Below are 16,253 nucleotides of genomic sequence, written 5' to 3'. Positions count from 1 at the left end.
GCTTAATGCGGCGTGCAACAGCGTCGGCAGAGGCCCGGTAGACATAGACTTTGGACCATGAGTGACGCCACCCAGATTGCGACAGAGAATACCCCGGACATCAAACCCCGCAGCCGGGTGGTGACCGACGGCATTCACGCGGCGCCGGCCCGTGGCATGTTCCGTGCGGTGGGCATGGGCGACGACGACTTTGCCAAACCTCAAATTGGTGTCGCGAGTTCGTGGAACGAGATCACACCCTGCAACCTTTCCCTGAACCGCCTTGCCCAGGGCGCCAAGGAAGGTGTCCACGCCGGCGGCGGTTTCCCCATGCAGTTCGGTACCATCTCCGTTTCGGACGGTATCTCCATGGGCCACGAGGGCATGCACTTCTCCCTGGTCTCCCGTGAGGTGATCGCGGATTCCGTGGAGACAGTGATGCAGGCCGAACGCATCGATGGCTCTGTGCTGCTGGCAGGCTGTGACAAGTCCCTCCCGGGCATGCTCATGGCTGCTGCCCGCCTGGACCTCGCGTCGGTCTTCCTTTACGCAGGCTCCATCATGCCGGGCTGGGTCAAGCTTGAAGACGGCTCCGAGAAGGAGGTCACCCTCATCGATGCCTTCGAGGCAGTCGGTGCCTGCGCTGCGGGCAAGATGAGCATGGAAGACCTCACCCGGATCGAAAAGGCCATCTGTCCCGGCGAAGGCGCCTGTGGTGGCATGTACACGGCCAACACCATGGCCTGCATCGGTGAGGCCTTGGGCATGTCCCTTCCGGGTTCAGCCGCCCCGCCGTCGGCAGACCGCCGTCGTGATGATTTCGCACGCAAGTCCGGCGAAGCGGTAGTTAACCTGCTGCGTCTGGGGATCACGGCCCGCGACATCATGACCAAAAAGGCGTTCGAGAATGCCATTGCGGTCACCATGGCCTTCGGCGGTTCCACCAACGCTGTGTTGCACCTGCTCGCGATCGCCCGGGAAGCCGAAGTAGAACTGACGCTGGACGACTTCAACCGCATTGGCGACAAAATCCCGCACTTGGGGGACCTCAAGCCTTTCGGCCGCTACGTCATGACCGACGTCGACAAAATTGGCGGCGTGCCGGTCATCATGAAAGCACTGCTCGACGCCGGACTGCTGCATGGTGACTGCCTCACCGTGACCGGCAAGACCCTCGCCGAAAACCTCGCCTCCATCAACCCGCCTGACCTTGATGGCAAGATCCTCCGTGCCTTGGACAATCCCATTCACAAGACCGGCGGCATCACCATCCTGCACGGTTCCATGGCCCCCGAAGGCGCCGTAGTGAAAAGCGCCGGGTTCGATGCGGATGTCTTTGAAGGAACTGCTCGTGTCTTCGAGCGCGAGCAGGGCGCGCTGAGCGCGTTGGATAACGGTGAGATTAGCAAGGGTGACGTGGTGGTTATCCGCTACGAAGGGCCCAAGGGCGGGCCGGGCATGCGCGAAATGCTGGCCATTACAGGAGCCATTAAGGGCGCAGGGCTTGGCAAAGACGTTCTGCTGCTGACCGACGGCCGCTTCTCGGGTGGCACAACAGGATTGTGCATCGGCCACGTTGCGCCCGAAGCCGTCGACGGCGGGCCCATTGCCTTCGTGAAGGATGGCGACCGCATCCGTGTGGACATCGCCGCGCGCTCTTTCGACCTCCTGGTGGACGACGCCGAACTCGAAGCCCGTAAGGAGGGCTGGGAGCCGCTGCCCGCAAAGTTCACCAAGGGCGTGCTGGCCAAGTACGCAAAGCTCGTCCACAGTGCCTCCACCGGGGCGTACTGCGGATAATTCCTGCCGTGGACTCCGACTGTTGAGACACAGTCGGAGTCCGGCAGGCGGACATGGCTGTCCAAATAGTGAGATACGATAGTGGTCAATTGACACGTATCTCACTTTGAGGGAACACTGAACGCATGATCACATTCGTTACCGTTGGCGTCGTCGTCCTTACCAAGCGCGTGGCTTAGCCCGACTGGTAACGAACCGTCACGCGCAAACCCCTCGAAGAGCCGGAAGGCTGAGGGGTTTTTTTATTCCCCGAAGCAAGACCCATCTAATGAAGATCCACTAAGGAAGAGTCCGATGAGCAAAGGATCGCCGATCAGCCCCTCGCTGATGGCTGCAAAGTCCGCTGGAGCCCACAAAGCTCCGGAAAAGATCGACCGTACGGCTGAAGCCGTCGTCGTCGACGCTGCTGCACCTCTCTCTCCTGTACTTGGGCCGAACACTGTTGTACCCCCAACGGTGATGTCCGGCTCACAAGCAATTGTCCGCTCGCTCGAAGAACTCGGCGTGGACGATATTTTCGGTTTGCCCGGTGGCGCGATCCTGCCCACCTACGACCCCTTGATGGCCTCCAGCATGAATCACATCCTGGTCCGTCACGAACAGGGAGCCGGCCACGCCGCGCAAGGCTACGCCATGGTCACCGGACGGGTTGGCGTTTGCATCGCCACCTCAGGACCCGGTGCCACCAACCTCGTTACCGCCATCATGGACGCCCACATGGACTCCGTGCCGATGGTAGCCATCACCGGCCAGGTTTCCAGCGGAGTCATCGGAACCGATGCCTTCCAGGAAGCGGACATCGTGGGAATCACGATGCCCATCACCAAGCACTCGTTCCTGGTCACTGACCCCAATGACATCCCGCACGTCATGGCAGAGGCTTTCCACCTCGCATCCACGGGCCGCCCGGGACCTGTCCTGGTGGACATTGCCAAGGACGCCCAAGTTGGCCAGATGACCTTCTCCTGGCCGCCGAAGGTTGACTTGCCGGGCTACCGTCCCGTCGTGCGCGGACACAACAAGCAGGTCCGTGAAGCTGCCAAGCTGATCGCTGCTTCCAGCAAGCCGGTCCTGTACGTGGGTGGCGGTGTGGTCAAGGGCCATGCTTCTGCCGAGCTCATGGAACTCGCGCTTGCTACCGGCGCTCCCGTGGTCACTACCTTGATGGCCCGCGGCGCCTTCCCGGATTCCCACCCGCAGCACGTTGGCATGCCAGGCATGCATGGTTCCGTCTCTGCCGTCACCGCGCTCCAGCAGGCCGACCTCCTGATCACGCTCGGTGCAAGGTTTGATGACCGCGTCACCGGCGTGCTGAAGACCTTTGCCCCGTTTGCCAAGGTCATTCACGCTGACATCGACCCCGCGGAAATCTCCAAAAACCGCACTGCCGATGTTCCGATCGTTGGCTCGGTCAAGGAAATCATTCCGGAACTCACCGAGGCCGTGAAGACACAGTTCGAGCTGAGCGGGACCCCGGACCTGGATTCGTGGTGGGCCTTCCTGGGCAACCTCCGCGACACCTACCCGCTGGGTTGGACGGAGCCCGAGGACGGCCTGACCGCCCCGCAGCGCGTGATCAAGCGCATCGGCGAACTCACCGGACCGGAAGGCATCTACGTGGCCGGCGTGGGCCAGCACCAGATGTGGGCCGCTCAGTTCATCAAGTACGAGCGCCCCCACGCATGGCTGAACTCCGGTGGCGCAGGAACCATGGGATACTCGGTTCCGGCAGCCATGGGCGCCAAAGTTGGTGAACCGGACCGTGTGGTGTGGGCCATCGACGGGGACGGCTGCTTCCAGATGACCAATCAGGAACTGGCCACCTGCGCCATTAACAACATCCCCATCAAGGTGGCCATCATCAACAACTCCTCGCTGGGTATGGTCCGCCAATGGCAGACGCTGTTCTACGAGGGCCGTTACTCGAACACGGATCTGAACACAGGCCACGACACCATCCGGATTCCGGACTTCGTCAAGTTGGCTGATGCCTACGGTTGCGCCGCACTGCGTTGTGAGCGCGACGAAGACATTGACGCCACCATCCAGAAGGCGCTGGAAATCAACGACCGCCCGGTGGTTATCGACTTCGTCGTCAGCCCCAACTCGATGGTGTGGCCGATGGTGCCTTCAGGCGTCAGCAATGACCAGATCCAAGTTGCCCGCAACATGACCCCGGAATGGGAAGAGGAGGACTAGGCATGAGCCGTCACACACTGTCCGTTCTGGTCGAAGACAAGCCCGGCGTGCTGACCCGCGTGGCCAGCCTCTTCGCCCGGCGCGCGTTCAACATCAATTCCCTTGCTGTGGGCCCCACTGAGGTTCCGGGCATGTCCCGCATGACGGTTGTCGTCGACGCCGACGGCGACCTCATTGAGCAGGTCACCAAGCAGCTCAACAAGTTGGTCAACGTGATCAAAATTGTTGAACTGACTTCAGAATCTTCCGTACAACGTGACCACATCCTGGTCAAGGTACGTGCGGATGCCGCGACACGTCTGCAGGTAACCCAAGCTGCAGACCTGTTCCGTGCCGCAGTCGTCGACGTGTCCACAGACTCGTTGGTGATTGAGGCAACCGGTACCCCCGAGAAGCTCGCCGCGCTGCTGTCAGTGCTCGAGCCGTTCGGCATCCGTGAAATCGTGCAGTCCGGCACCTTGGCCGTTGGACGGGGATCCCGCTCCATGAGTGACAGGGCGCTCCGCTCCGCGTGAGCCTTGCGTCCAGTACCGCAGCACCACTATCAATATCTACGAAAAACCACTCAAGAGGAGTTACGCAAGTGACTGAAATGTTCTACGACGATGACGCAGACCTGTCGATCATCCAGGGCCGCAAGGTAGCAATCGTTGGCTACGGCTCGCAGGGCCACGCCCACGCACTGAACCTCCGCGATTCCGGCGTCGAGGTCGTTATCGCGCTCAAGGACGGCTCAAAGTCGGCCGCCAAGGCAGAGGACGCAGGCTTCACTGTCAAGAACGTTGCTGACGCCGCCGAATGGGCCGACGTCATCATGATCCTGGCACCGGACCAGCACCAGCGTGCGATCTACAACGACTCCATCAAGGACAAGCTGACCGAGGGCAAGGCACTTGCGTTCGCACACGGCTTCAACATCCGTTTCGGCTACATCGAAGCTCCGGCCGGCGTTGACGTCATCCTGATCGCCCCGAAGGCTCCCGGCCACACTGTGCGCCGCGAATTCGAAGCCGGCCGCGGTATCCCGGACATCATCGCTGTTGAGCAGGACGCATCCGGTTCCGCTTGGGACCTGGCGAAGTCCTACGCCAAGGCAATCGGTGGAACCCGCGCCGGCGTCATCAAGACCACCTTCACCGAAGAGACCGAAACCGATCTCTTCGGCGAGCAGTCCGTCCTCTGCGGCGGCGTTTCCCAGCTGGTCCAGTACGGCTTCGAAACCCTGACCGAAGCCGGCTACCAGCCGCAGATCGCCTACTTCGAGGTTCTCCACGAGCTCAAGCTCATTGTTGACCTCATGTGGGAAGGCGGCATTGCCAAGCAGCGCTGGAGCGTTTCCGACACCGCAGAGTACGGCGACTACGTTTCCGGCCCGCGCGTCATCACCCCCGAGGTGAAGGAAAACATGAAGGCTGTCCTCGCGGACATCCAGAGCGGTGCTTTTGCCAAGCGCTTCATCGATGATCAGGATAACGGTGGCGCCGAGTTCAAGGAACTGCGTGCCAAGGCTGAGCAGCACCCCATCGAAGAGGTCGGCCGCGAACTGCGCTCCCTGTTCTCCTGGCAGCAGCAGGACGCTGACTACGTTGAAGGTTCCGCAGCCCGCTGATCCTTCCGTGCCGGCCTGAAGGCCGCACACTACGACGCCCGTCCGGCGAACACAGCCGGGCGGGCGTTGTTGCGTATGATCCGCTGTTTCTCCACCGAATAGCACAGCAGTGTGGGCTGTGAACTTCTTCACAACCGCCGCCGGTCCGGCCGTAACATCGCTCCCCGGCAACGGAATCCCGGCCCGGATTCGATATTCTGGGCTGGTCCCGGCGCCGTGCCCCGGGCCACGCATCCGCTCCTTGTCCAGTTCTGTCCAAAGTTGTCCAAAGTAAGGTGCCACCCGTGTCAGCCAGCAAACCCGTCGTCCTCCTCGCCGAGGAACTTTCGCCCGCCACAGTCGAGGCATTGGGCCCGGACTTTGAAATCCGACAGACCGACGGCGCCGACCGTTCCCAGCTGCTGTCCGCCATTGCCGACGTCGATGCCATCCTGGTCCGGTCTGCCACCCAAGTGGATGCCGAAGCAATCGCGGCGGCTAAGAACCTCAAGGTCATCGCCCGTGCTGGCGTGGGCTTGGACAACGTGGATATCAAGTCTGCAACGCAGGCCGGCGTTATGGTGGTCAACGCCCCGACGTCCAACATTGTCTCTGCCGCTGAGCTCACCGTGGGTCACATCCTGAGCCTCGCCCGCCACATTCCGCAGGCCAGCTCTGCGTTGAAGAACGGCGAGTGGAAGCGTTCCAAGTACACCGGAATCGAACTTTTTGAGAAGAAGATCGGCATCATCGGCCTGGGACGCATTGGTGCTTTGGTGGCTGCACGCCTCCAGGGTTTCGACACTCAGATCCTGGCGTACGACCCCTACATCACGTCCGCCCGCGCAGCCCAGCTGGGCGTCAAGCTGGTCACACTGGATGAGTTGCTGGAAAACTCGGACTTCATCACCATTCACATGCCTAAGACACCTGAAACGGTGGGGATGCTCGGCGCCGATGCTTTCCGCAAGATGAAGGAAACGGCCTACGTGGTCAACGTGGCCCGCGGTGGCCTCGTGGACGAGGAAGCACTTCACATTGCGCTGAAGGAAGGCCAGATTGCCGGAGCAGGCGTTGACGTCTTCGTCAAGGAGCCCAGTACGGATCTGCCGTTCTTCGAGTTCGACAACGTCATTGTGACCCCCCACCTCGGGGCATCCACGGATGAGGCCCAGGAGAAGGCAGGCGTTTCAGTTGCCAAGTCCGTGCGCCTCGCCCTCGCCGGCGAGCTGGTACCGGACGCCGTGAACGTAGCCGGCGGAGTCATTGCTCAGGACGTGCGTCCTGGCATCCCGCTGATCGAGAAGCTGGGGCGGATCTTCACCGCGCTGACCCACGCTTCCTTGACGCAGATCGACGTTGAGGTAGCCGGTGAGATTGCCGCACTGGACGTCAAGGTGCTCGAGCTCGCCGCACTGAAGGGCGTTTTCGCGGACGTCGTCACGGAGCAGGTCTCCTACGTGAATGCTCCGGTGATCGCCGAACAGCGCGGCATCAACACCCGCCTCATCACCACCCCGGACGCTGAGGATTACCGCAATGTCCTAACCATCCGTGGTGCGCTCAGCGACGGTTCCCAGATTTCCGTCGCCGGAACCCTGACCGGTCCCAAGCAGGTGGAAAAGCTTGTGGGCGTCAACGGGTACGACGTCGAAATTCCCATCAGCGAACACCTGGTGGTTGTAGCCTACGCCGACCGTCCGGGCGTGATTGGCACCATTGGACACATCCTGGGCATGAACAACATCAACATCGGCGGAATGCAGGTGGCACGCCAGACCGAAGGCGGCCAGGTACTGGCACTCCTGACCATCGACAGCTCCGTTCCGCAGCAAGTGCTGGAAGCCATCAAGGCCGGTATTGGCGCTGAGATGGTTCGCGAAGTGGACCTGGAGGACTAGCACTGATCCGTATCAGTTAGGTTCGCGTGCCGGCGACACACCTTGGCACGCAGGAGTGGCCGGTCTGCTTACAATGGCTGGGTCCGGAATTCGGACCCGGCAGCAGGCCGGCCACAACTTTTTTGCACATACAGCCCGGTATTCCTTTGTGTCTTTTGAGGAATAACGGAGCATGTGTGCGCGCCCGTAATCAAGGTCTCAGGGAGCCCAATGAACGCCGTCCAAAGGTTCATCAGAAGCCGTGTGCTGCTGCTGACCGCGGCCATTTTGATCGTCGCCATGTGCTTGTCCGTCCTCGTCCAGAGCCAGTCGCAGGCGGCTCTGAACAGGACAGTGGACGAGAACTCGCGGGGACTCTACGACATCCTGGTCCAGGCAAAGCCTGACCAGTCACAAGATGGCGACGGCGGTGCATTGATCCAGCCGGAAATCGCCAACGGCCAGGGCGGCATCAGCTTTGAACAGTTGGAGAAGATTCGGACCATGGGCCAAACGGCCGTGGCCGCGCCCATCAGCCTGGTCTCGCGCGTATCGCAAAACCTTGAGGCCCCTCGCCTTAACGCCATGGACTACCTGGGGTACAACGCGGGACTTGCCGGGGCAGTAACGGCGGGGGACCCCTCCGCCATGGACTCCAGCAAATGGCCTGCAGCGGAATCCGTGCTCTCTGATTCCCCCAAGAAGTATCGTCTGACCGCCTCTGCCACCAGCTCTGACGGCGTTAACCAGCAGACTCTCTTCAAGACCAGCGCTGAAGGTACTTTGGGCAAGGGCCGGCTGATCCAGGAACAGACTGCGGGCGGCACCAACGTCCGGATCGCGGGCCCCGAGGGCGAGACCGGCGTCAAGTTCCCGGCCCCCGCCTTGGGCTCCGAGCATAACCTCTTCAATCTCTCCGTAGCGCTTCCCTTGGCGCCCGAGGTGACAGAGTCCGTCGTCGCCGTCGACCCCGCCGCTGAGCGCGCGCTGCTGGGCTCCGCAGGAGACTTCCTGGCACCACTGGAGAAAGCTCCTCCGGCAGACGCCCGTGACGCCGGTGCAATCGGACGCCACTTCGAAAGTCTTTTCACCACCGGCCTCAGCATGGACCAGCTGGAAGAAGGACCGGATTTCCTGGGTGTAAAGCTCAAATACTGGGCGCCGCTGATGACGCAGTACCAGCAAGCCAAGCGCGACGGCCTACTGACCAATGATTCCAAGGCCATCCCGCTGATTGTCCGTTCCGGCACCTCCCTTGACCTCCAGTACTCGGTAAAGATCGAGGAACTTGATGCAAGTGGCAAGGTGGTCAAGGATGTTGGCACCGTAACGCGGTCCTTGGACAAGGACTACCTCCCGTTCGTATCCAAGTCCCCGTTCGCCCTCGAATGGCCGGGATCCACTGACCACAGCCAATTGCTGGGCAGCACGGCTTCCTTCAGCCAGGGCCTGTACAACCCGGCCGCTTGGAGCACCGCTTTTGCCGCCGCTCCGCAGTACAAGGACGGCGATGAAGCCGCCAACGGTGCAACAGACAAGAGCGCCATCCCGGGAGACTGGGTGACGGTCAACCGTTTGCCCGAGAAGTCCTCCTTTGGGGCAGCGGTGGACCAGACGCAACGCAAGCCGGTGGACGAACGTTCCTACCGGGAGGACCTGGAGACGGGCAAGAAGCCGGCTACACCATTGCCCATGGTGTACGGAACCTTCGACCCTGCCGCCGTAAAGTCTGCGGCCGGGGACGTCAACAAGCTTCCCTTGGGCGGCTATGACCCCACTCCCATGACGCTGAGCAAGGACGCTGAGGGCAAAGAGGTGGAGGGCACGGAACTGAAGCCGTCCCTGAGCGCTACGGGCCTGGTCAGCCAGTCCGCCGGAGCCATCACCGACTACTACGGTCTGGCAGCAGCTCGTGGCTACGACAGCAACGCAGATGTCATTGACGCCATCCGGGTCAAAGCATCAGCAAGCGGCAACTGGAAGACGGCACAGCCCGAGGTGGAGAAACTTGCCACCCAGATCCGCGAGCTGGGCCTTGAGGCCACTGTGGTGGCTGGATCCGCCCGCGAGGACGCCAACATTTTTGTCCCCGGCTATAGCAAAGACGACGCCGGTAAGGAATCACCGCTGGGCACCGTCCAGCAGTCGTGGGTACGGCAGGACGCGGCCGATGCCGTCTCCGGCTCCCTCACCGGAACCAATATCACCCTGCTGTTCCTGACCCTTCTTGGCGCCACACTCCTGACGGGTGCCTCCACCGTGAGCTACATCCGCCAGCGCAGGAGCGAAGCCGGAATTCTTCGCGCCATGGGGTGGACGCAAAAACGCATACGATCCTGGGTCCTGGAAGAGTTCGGCGTAGGTGCCGCTGCTCTCGCTGCCGCCGGCATTGTCCTGAGCCTGCTGAGCTGGAATATCGCCACCGTGATCGTCTCGGTGACCATGCTTGTCATTTACTGTGGTGCTGCATTGCTGGCCGCCCAGCAGTTGCGCCACCGCGTGGTGATTGATCAGGAGCCGCAGCACGACGACCGGCTGGTCACCGTGGACTCGCCGCTGACATTTGCGAACAGGCAGCTGACAACCAACCGGTTCAACTCGATCTCTCTGGCCGTGGCAGTGGGTGTGTTTGGTGCCGCAGTGGGTGCCCTCATCGCGCTCCTGATCGACATTCCCCGGGCTGCCGGCGCCAGCGCACTGAGTGGTCTTGCCGCAGCAAGCATCGCCCTGCCGAGCGTCATCCTCGCTGTTTTCGGTGTGGTTGTCGGGCTCCTGTTGACCTTGGTCACCGGCCGCTTCGAACTCCATGCCAAACGGGAGTACCTCGGTACCTTGCGTGCCATGGGCTGGAACCCGGACATGCTGGGCCAGGTCCGCTTCTTTGAAAACGCGCTTGTGGGCACGGTGGCACTTCCGCTGGGTGTCCTCGGTGCCTTGGGGCTGGGGCTGCTCCTGGCTCCCTACGCGGCTCTTTGGGCCGGGCTGGCCGGTCTGCTGGCCGTAATTTGCTGGATTCCGATTGCAACGAAAGTAGTCAAATGACTGACAATCCCAACCCCGAGCTGACGGCCACCCCGGAATCGGCGGAAGAGTCATTGCAGACCCGTGCCAACACCATCGTGAGGGCCACGGATCACGCAACACCCCTGGAACTGAGCCGGGTCACCATCCACTACGGTGGCGACAAAGGCGGAGCCGAGGAAGTTGACGTGGTGGACGACTTCAACCTCACCCTTCATTCCGGCGAAATGCACTGTGTTGCCGGTCGAAGCGGCTCCGGTAAGACCAGCATCCTGACCGTCAGCGCAGGACTGACGCTCCCGACGTCGGGCAAAGTCTTCTGGGAGGGCCAGCCCCTGGACAGCATGGGCGACGACGAGATCGCGGACCGCCGCCGGGCGCTGATCGGCTACGTGGATCAGGGCGGTGCCTTGATTGACGGCATGAGCGCGTTGGAAAACGTCCTGCTCCCCGCCGTGCCCGATGGCGAAGTGGAACAGCGTACCGAGATGGCCAAGGACCTCCTGGACCTCGTGGGCCTGGGACGCCGCATGCGCCACCGTCCTGCGCAGCTTTCCGGTGGTGAACGTCAGCGCGTGGCTATTGCCCGCGCCCTGATCCTGGGAACCCGCGTATTGGTGGTGGACGAGCCCACGGCCAGCCTTGACCGTGCGGCGGCCAACCGCATCATCGGCATTCTGAAGGACACCACCAGCGATGGCATTGCCGTCCTGGTTGCCTCCCACGACCACGAGCTCGTGCGGCTCAGCGATACGCTGACCGAACTTAACTAAGCTATTTCATCCCAAAAAAAGGTAACTTCTTAGAGTGACGTCTCCAGAGAAATCCCCGTTCTACATCACCACCGCAATCAGCTACCCCAACGGCGTGCCGCACATCGGCCACGCTTACGAGGTCATTGCGACTGATGCCATGGCACGCTTCAAGCGCCTTGACGGCCATGAAGTGTTCTTCATGACCGGAACGGACGAGCACGGACTCAAGATGCAGCAGTCAGCCGAGAAGGAAGGCATCTCTGCCAAACAGCTCGCTGACCGCAACTCGGCAGCCTTCAAGCAGATGAGCCAGGACTTGGGCATCTCCCATGACCGCTTCATCCGCACCACGGACCAGGACCACTACGCCGCCTCCCAAGCCATCTGGAAGAAGATGGAAGCCAACGGCGATATCTACCTGTCCAAGTACGAGGGCTGGTACTCCGTCCGTGACGAGGCATATTACGTCGAGGACGACACCGTGGTGAAGGAGGACGGGCTTCGCTACTCCAAGGAAACGGACACTCTGGTGACGTGGACCGCCGAGGAAAGCTACTTTTTCCGGCTCTCCAATTACCAGGAGAAACTCCTTGCCCTGTACGAGGAACAACCGGAGTTTGGTGCGCCGCAGTCGCGCTTTAATGAGGTCATCAGTTTTGTCCGGCGCGGCCTGGAAGACCTGTCCATCAGCCGCACCACCTTCGACTGGGGCGTTCCCGTCCCCGGCGATGAAAAGCACGTCATGTACGTCTGGGTCGACGCCCTGACCAATTACCTGACCGGCGTGGGCTACCCGGACATCGAGTCGGAATCATTCAAGAAGTTCTGGCCTGCCGACGTCCACGTGATCGGCAAGGACATCTCACGCTTCCACGCTATTTACTGGCCCGCTTTCCTCATGAGTGCAGGCCTGGAGTTGCCCAAGCGCGTCATGATCCACGGCTTCCTCACCAACAATGGTGTGAAGATGTCCAAGTCTTTGGGCAACGTGGTGGCACCGCAGGACTTCGTGGCACAGTACGGCCTGGACCAGTGCCGCTACTTCTTCCTCCGCGAAGTTCCGTTCGGTGCGGACGGCAACTACAACCACGAAGCCATTGTGGGCCGCATGAACTCGGATCTTGCCAACAACTTCGGCAACCTTGCTCAGCGTTCGCTGTCCATGGTGGCGAAGAACTGTGACGGCAAGGTTCCCGTACCCGGCGCATTCACGGCAGAGGATGATGCTTTGCTGGCACAGGCTGGTGCGCTGCTGGAAACTGCCCGCGCAGCGTTCGACAAGCAGGAATTCAGCCGGGCCTTGGAAGCCATCTGGACTGTCCTCGGCGACACCAACGCGTATTTCGCCGAACAAGCTCCGTGGGTACTGCGCAAGACGGACATCGACCGCATGAACACGGTCCTTTACGTCACCCTGGAGGTTGTGCGGATCGTGGCGATCCTCGCACAGCCGGTTATGCCGTCGTCGTCGGCCAAGTTCCTTGAGGTTCTCGGCCAGCCGGAGGGTGAGGCCCGCCAGTTCGCCGCAATCGCGACGCCTTTGGTGGCAGGGACAGCGCTGCCGGCACCTGCACCTGTCTTCCCGCGGTACGAAGAACCCGCCGAGGCATAAACCTTCTCTCACATCACAGCCGTAAACAAGAAACGCTCTCTCACTTCCTGCCGGTCTATCCAGGGAAGTGAGAGAGCGTTTCTGTTTAAGGGTGATTAGCTGATAGAGCGTCGGGGGCTTAGGCGGTAGCTAGCCCCTCAACCGGTGACAACCGTGCCGCCCGCCGGGCAGGCACCACCGATGCCAGAAGTCCGGCGACTACGGCTACGCCAAAGACAGCTGCCAACTGCAGCCACGGCACCGCCGGAACAACACTGGCCACGCCGCCCAGGGTTGCCTGCGCTCCAAGCCATCCGTAAACGACGCCCATGCCGGCTCCCATGATCGCTGCCACGCCTGCGACGAGCACGGCTTCAATAGCCAACATCCCGCGAAGCTGCCCCTTGGTCAGGCCAAGGGCGCGGAGCAACGAGTTCTCGCGCGTCCGCTCCAGGACCGACAGCGACAAGGTGTTGGCCACGCCAATCAACGCGATCACCACTGCGACACCAAGGAGCCCAGTGACCACCAGCAACAGGACATCGATGATGCTGTTGAAGGTCACTCGCTCAATTGCTGCACCGCTGACAGTGCGCTCATGAACACCCAGAGCGGACGCGATGTCCTTCTGGATGGCCTGAACCCGGTCCCCGGATACCGAATCGTCCAGTTTCACCCACACCATGCCCGGCGTTTCCGGGAGCGCAGCTGAGGAGATGCTGGAACTCTCCACAAAGGCGGGTACGTGGCGGGTTCGCAGAACCTTGGCATCGAGCGTAACGCTGCCTGCCGCCGTCGAGATGTCTGCTGGTCCCTGCCCGGAGTCTTCAGGCAGGTACACGGTGCCTGGCGCCGGCTTGAGTTTGTTGTCGCGCAGTACGGATGCGGCATCAACGGCGGAGAGCCCGTAGACGGTGGTGGCGGCGTCAGGCGTCGCTCCGTCCTGCAGCGTTCCCAACGGTTGGAGCAGCACCGCAGCGCTGACGCCGTCGAGGGCTTTGATTCGAGACAGGGCCTGCGTGGGGTCGGTGCCGTCCACTACTGTCTGAGCGGACAGGTCCACCGGATAGTTTTCCGCCAAGGTGTCGTTGAATGCCTGCCTGGACGTCGCCGCCCCCGTCATCATGAGGGAGACCAGCGTGACCCCGATCAGCAGTGCAGCGGCCGTAGCGGAAGTGCGGGCAGGGTTTCGCGTCGCGTTAACTGCTGCGAGCTTGCCGGGCACACCGGCCGGTGCTGCCAATCGGCCTGCCATGGCTACCACGGATGGGATGAACAGGGTGGAGCACAGCAGGATGCCCACAAACGAGGCAGCACCCCCGAGCAACGCCACCAGCAAGGAGACCGTCAGGCTGCCGTACACCAGCACGACGGCTCCGCCCAGCACGGCCACGAGGCCCAGGATAAGGCGGATCTTGCCTCGCCGGTTGCCCACGGTGGCGTCGTCGGCCGGTCGGAGGGCCGCCAGTGGTGCCACGGCTGTTGCCGCTTTCGCGGGTACCAGGGCAGCCACCACCGTCAGGAGCGTGCCGGCTACCAGGCCGGCAATGATGGCCGACGGCGGTACCGCCAGTGTGGCGAAGGCTTGCTCAGGTTGGGACTTGGCCCAGGCAATCAAGCCGGTCATCAGGCCGGTGGCAGCGAGGACGCCCACAACCGAGGAAATGAAACCGACCACCAGCGCCTCCAGCATGACGGATCCGCGGATCTGTGACCGGCCGGCACCAAGGCACCGAAGCAAAGCCAACTCCCTGGTCCGCTGGGCAACCAGGACTGAGAACGTATTGGCTACCACCAAAGTGGAAACAAGGATGGCCACTCCAGCGAAAGCGAGCAACACAACGGTCAACTGATCCTGGCCGGCACTGAGCATGGCCACTGTGGAGGTGACCTTCTCCTGCGCCGTTTCCAGCACGGGTCCAACGGTGCCGGCCGCTTCCATACGGTGTGCGATGAAGTCCTTGGCTGCGGTGACGTCTTCCCCGGGCTTGAGCGCGAACTGCAGCCCCGAATACCCGGCGCCCGCGTCCTGCACGGCGTTCAGAACCGATTCCGAACCCACCAACTGGGCAGCCGATGACGAGAAAGGATCGTTAGTGGCTTTCATGAGGCCCGATACGGTGACCTTCGCTGTCTTGACCGGTCCCGCGCCGCGCAACTCCACGGTACTGCCGACTGTGAGGCCCAAATGCTCGGCAGTCTTGACGTCAATTGCGGCTTCCAAGCCGCTCGATGGCATGGACCCTGAGGACAGCATGCCACTCTCCAGGGAAACCGGCGCCGCATTGCGCAGGCGCCCGTACTGCTCACCGCCACCGGCCACGAACGTCACATACGTGGAACGCTCGGCGTAGCTGTCCTGGACTGCAGGGGATGAAACGGCTGCATCCACCGCAGCCTGGGTGAACGGCTCCCCGTTCTTGGACGTAGCCACAACATCGGCGTTGCGGTACGCCTCGCCGATACTCGCGCCCAGTGAGGCATTGGTGCTGGCGCCCACCATAAGGGTGGCCGAGAGAAACATGACGGACAACATGACTGCAAGCCCGATAGCGACGAATCGTCGGAAATGCGTCGTCAATTGGGAGACGGCAACACGCAACATGCCTCAGGCCCCCAGCTTGCCGAGGGCGGTCAGCACAGAGTCTGCCGTTGGATGGTGAATCTCGCCCACCAGGCCTCCGTCGCTCATCAGTACTACGCGGTCCGCGTAGCTGGCGGCCACGGGATCGTGGGTGACCATGATGATGGTCTGCCCCATCTCCTGGCTGCTCCGGCGCAGCAGTGCCAATACTTCCCCGCCGGCCTTTGAGTCGAGGTTGCCGGTTGGTTCGTCACCAAACACGACGTCGGGACGAGTCAGCAGCGCCCGGGCAACAGCCACGCGCTGCTGTTGGCCACCGGAGAGCTCATGTGGCCGATGCTTCATACGGTCCTTGAGCCCAAGGGTTGTGACAACGGTATCCAGCCATCCGGCGTCGGCAGTGGTTCCTGCCAAGGCGAGGGGGAGCGTGATGTTCTGTTCGGCAGTCAAGGTGGGCACCAGGTTGAATGCCTGGAAAACGAAGCCGATCCTCTCACGGCGGAGCGCCGTGAGCTGGCGGTCGTTGAGCCCTGTCAGTTCCGTGCCGCCCAGCACAATCCGTCCGGAATCAGCCGTATCCAAGCCGGCGAGACAGTGCATCAAAGTGGATTTGCCGGAGCCGGACGGCCCCATGATGGCAGTGAACTTTCCGGCGTCGAAGCTCACGGACACCCTGTTCAGGGCAGTCACGGTGGTATCGGCGCGGCCGTAGCTCTTGGTCAGCTCATGAGCCTCCACAGCGGGACGGGCCTGAGCGCCTGACGAGCCTGCCGGACGATCGGTTCCTGACGGGTGGGGGAGAGACGTGAATGTTGTCATGGTTCCACGCTATGTTTCAGCCCTGCGCTGGAGGATC

At 62.0% G+C, this 16,253-nt stretch carries 10 protein-coding genes; 8 read left to right on the top strand and 2 right to left on the bottom strand.

The window, feature by feature from the left end; genetic code table 11:
* Window positions 1-57: 57 nt before the first annotated feature.
* From ilvD to metG, 8 genes are all read left to right on the top strand, one after another.
* Window positions 58-1,779: a dihydroxy-acid dehydratase gene (gene ilvD, locus ACZ5J0_RS11750; RefSeq protein ID WP_142938725.1), complete on the top strand. Its 1,722-nt coding sequence runs from the start codon at window positions 58-60 to the stop codon at window positions 1,777-1,779.
* A gap of 294 nt (window positions 1,780-2,073) precedes the next feature.
* Window positions 2,074-3,978 (top strand): acetolactate synthase large subunit, encoded by a 1,905-nt coding sequence (locus tag ACZ5J0_RS11745; RefSeq protein ID WP_011775175.1) that lies wholly within the window; start codon window positions 2,074-2,076, stop codon window positions 3,976-3,978.
* 2 nt (window positions 3,979-3,980) lie between these two features.
* Window positions 3,981-4,493, top strand: coding sequence for an acetolactate synthase small subunit (ilvN, locus tag ACZ5J0_RS11740; protein WP_011775174.1), 513 nt, complete (start codon window positions 3,981-3,983; stop codon window positions 4,491-4,493).
* 68 nt (window positions 4,494-4,561) lie between these two features.
* The gene (gene ilvC / locus ACZ5J0_RS11735; protein WP_142938726.1) at window positions 4,562-5,587 is read left to right on the top strand and encodes a ketol-acid reductoisomerase; all 1,026 of its coding nucleotides are present in this window, start codon (window positions 4,562-4,564) and stop codon (window positions 5,585-5,587) included.
* 284 nt (window positions 5,588-5,871) lie between these two features.
* Window positions 5,872-7,467 (top strand): phosphoglycerate dehydrogenase, encoded by a 1,596-nt coding sequence (gene serA, locus ACZ5J0_RS11730; RefSeq protein ID WP_142938727.1) that lies wholly within the window; start codon window positions 5,872-5,874, stop codon window positions 7,465-7,467.
* Window positions 7,468-7,677: 210 nt separating this feature from the next.
* Window positions 7,678-10,488 carry an FtsX-like permease family protein gene (locus ACZ5J0_RS11725; protein WP_142938728.1) on the top strand — a complete coding sequence of 937 codons (2,811 nt, stop codon included), beginning with the start codon at window positions 7,678-7,680 and terminating at the stop codon, window positions 10,486-10,488.
* A complete protein-coding gene (locus ACZ5J0_RS11720) occupies window positions 10,485-11,240 on the top strand; it encodes an ABC transporter ATP-binding protein (protein ID WP_166840275.1) in 756 nt (251 codons plus the stop codon). Before ACZ5J0_RS11725 ends, ACZ5J0_RS11720 begins: the two co-directional genes overlap by 4 nt.
* Window positions 11,241-11,274: 34 nt before the next feature.
* Window positions 11,275-12,834, top strand: a complete 1,560-nt coding sequence (gene metG / locus ACZ5J0_RS11715) for a methionine--tRNA ligase (protein ID WP_464093182.1) — start codon at window positions 11,275-11,277, stop codon at window positions 12,832-12,834.
* A 118-nt stretch (window positions 12,835-12,952) separates the two neighbouring features.
* Here metG and ACZ5J0_RS11710 read toward each other — a convergent pair whose 3' ends face one another.
* Entirely contained in the window at window positions 12,953-15,418 is a 2,466-nt protein-coding gene (locus ACZ5J0_RS11710; protein WP_464093181.1) for an ABC transporter permease, read from the bottom strand.
* 3 nt (window positions 15,419-15,421) lie between these two features.
* Window positions 15,422-16,216, bottom strand: coding sequence for an ABC transporter ATP-binding protein (locus ACZ5J0_RS11705; RefSeq protein ID WP_464093180.1), 795 nt, complete (start codon window positions 16,214-16,216; stop codon window positions 15,422-15,424).
* Between the last annotated feature and the right edge of the window lie 37 nt (window positions 16,217-16,253).

The sequence above is a fragment of the Arthrobacter sp. DualSoilB13 genome (assembly GCF_055389195.1).
This window is presented reverse-complemented; position numbering and strand designations above follow the sequence as displayed.

What these genes read in the sequence shown, in the direction of transcription:
- ACZ5J0_RS11705 (WP_464093180.1), bottom strand. Translation starts at nt 16,216, where the DNA reads ATGACAACATTCACGTCTCTCCCCCACCCGTCAGGAACCGATCGTCCG.
- ACZ5J0_RS11710 (WP_464093181.1), bottom strand. Translation starts at nt 15,418, where the DNA reads ATGTTGCGTGTTGCCGTCTCCCAATTGACGACGCATTTCCGACGATTC.
- ilvN (WP_011775174.1), top strand. Translation starts at nt 3,981, where the DNA reads ATGAGCCGTCACACACTGTCCGTTCTGGTCGAAGACAAGCCCGGCGTG.
- ilvD (WP_142938725.1), top strand. Translation starts at nt 58, where the DNA reads ATGAGTGACGCCACCCAGATTGCGACAGAGAATACCCCGGACATCAAA.
- ACZ5J0_RS11720 (WP_166840275.1), top strand. Translation starts at nt 10,485, where the DNA reads ATGACTGACAATCCCAACCCCGAGCTGACGGCCACCCCGGAATCGGCG.
- ACZ5J0_RS11725 (WP_142938728.1), top strand. Translation starts at nt 7,678, where the DNA reads ATGAACGCCGTCCAAAGGTTCATCAGAAGCCGTGTGCTGCTGCTGACC.
- ACZ5J0_RS11745 (WP_011775175.1), top strand. Translation starts at nt 2,074, where the DNA reads ATGAGCAAAGGATCGCCGATCAGCCCCTCGCTGATGGCTGCAAAGTCC.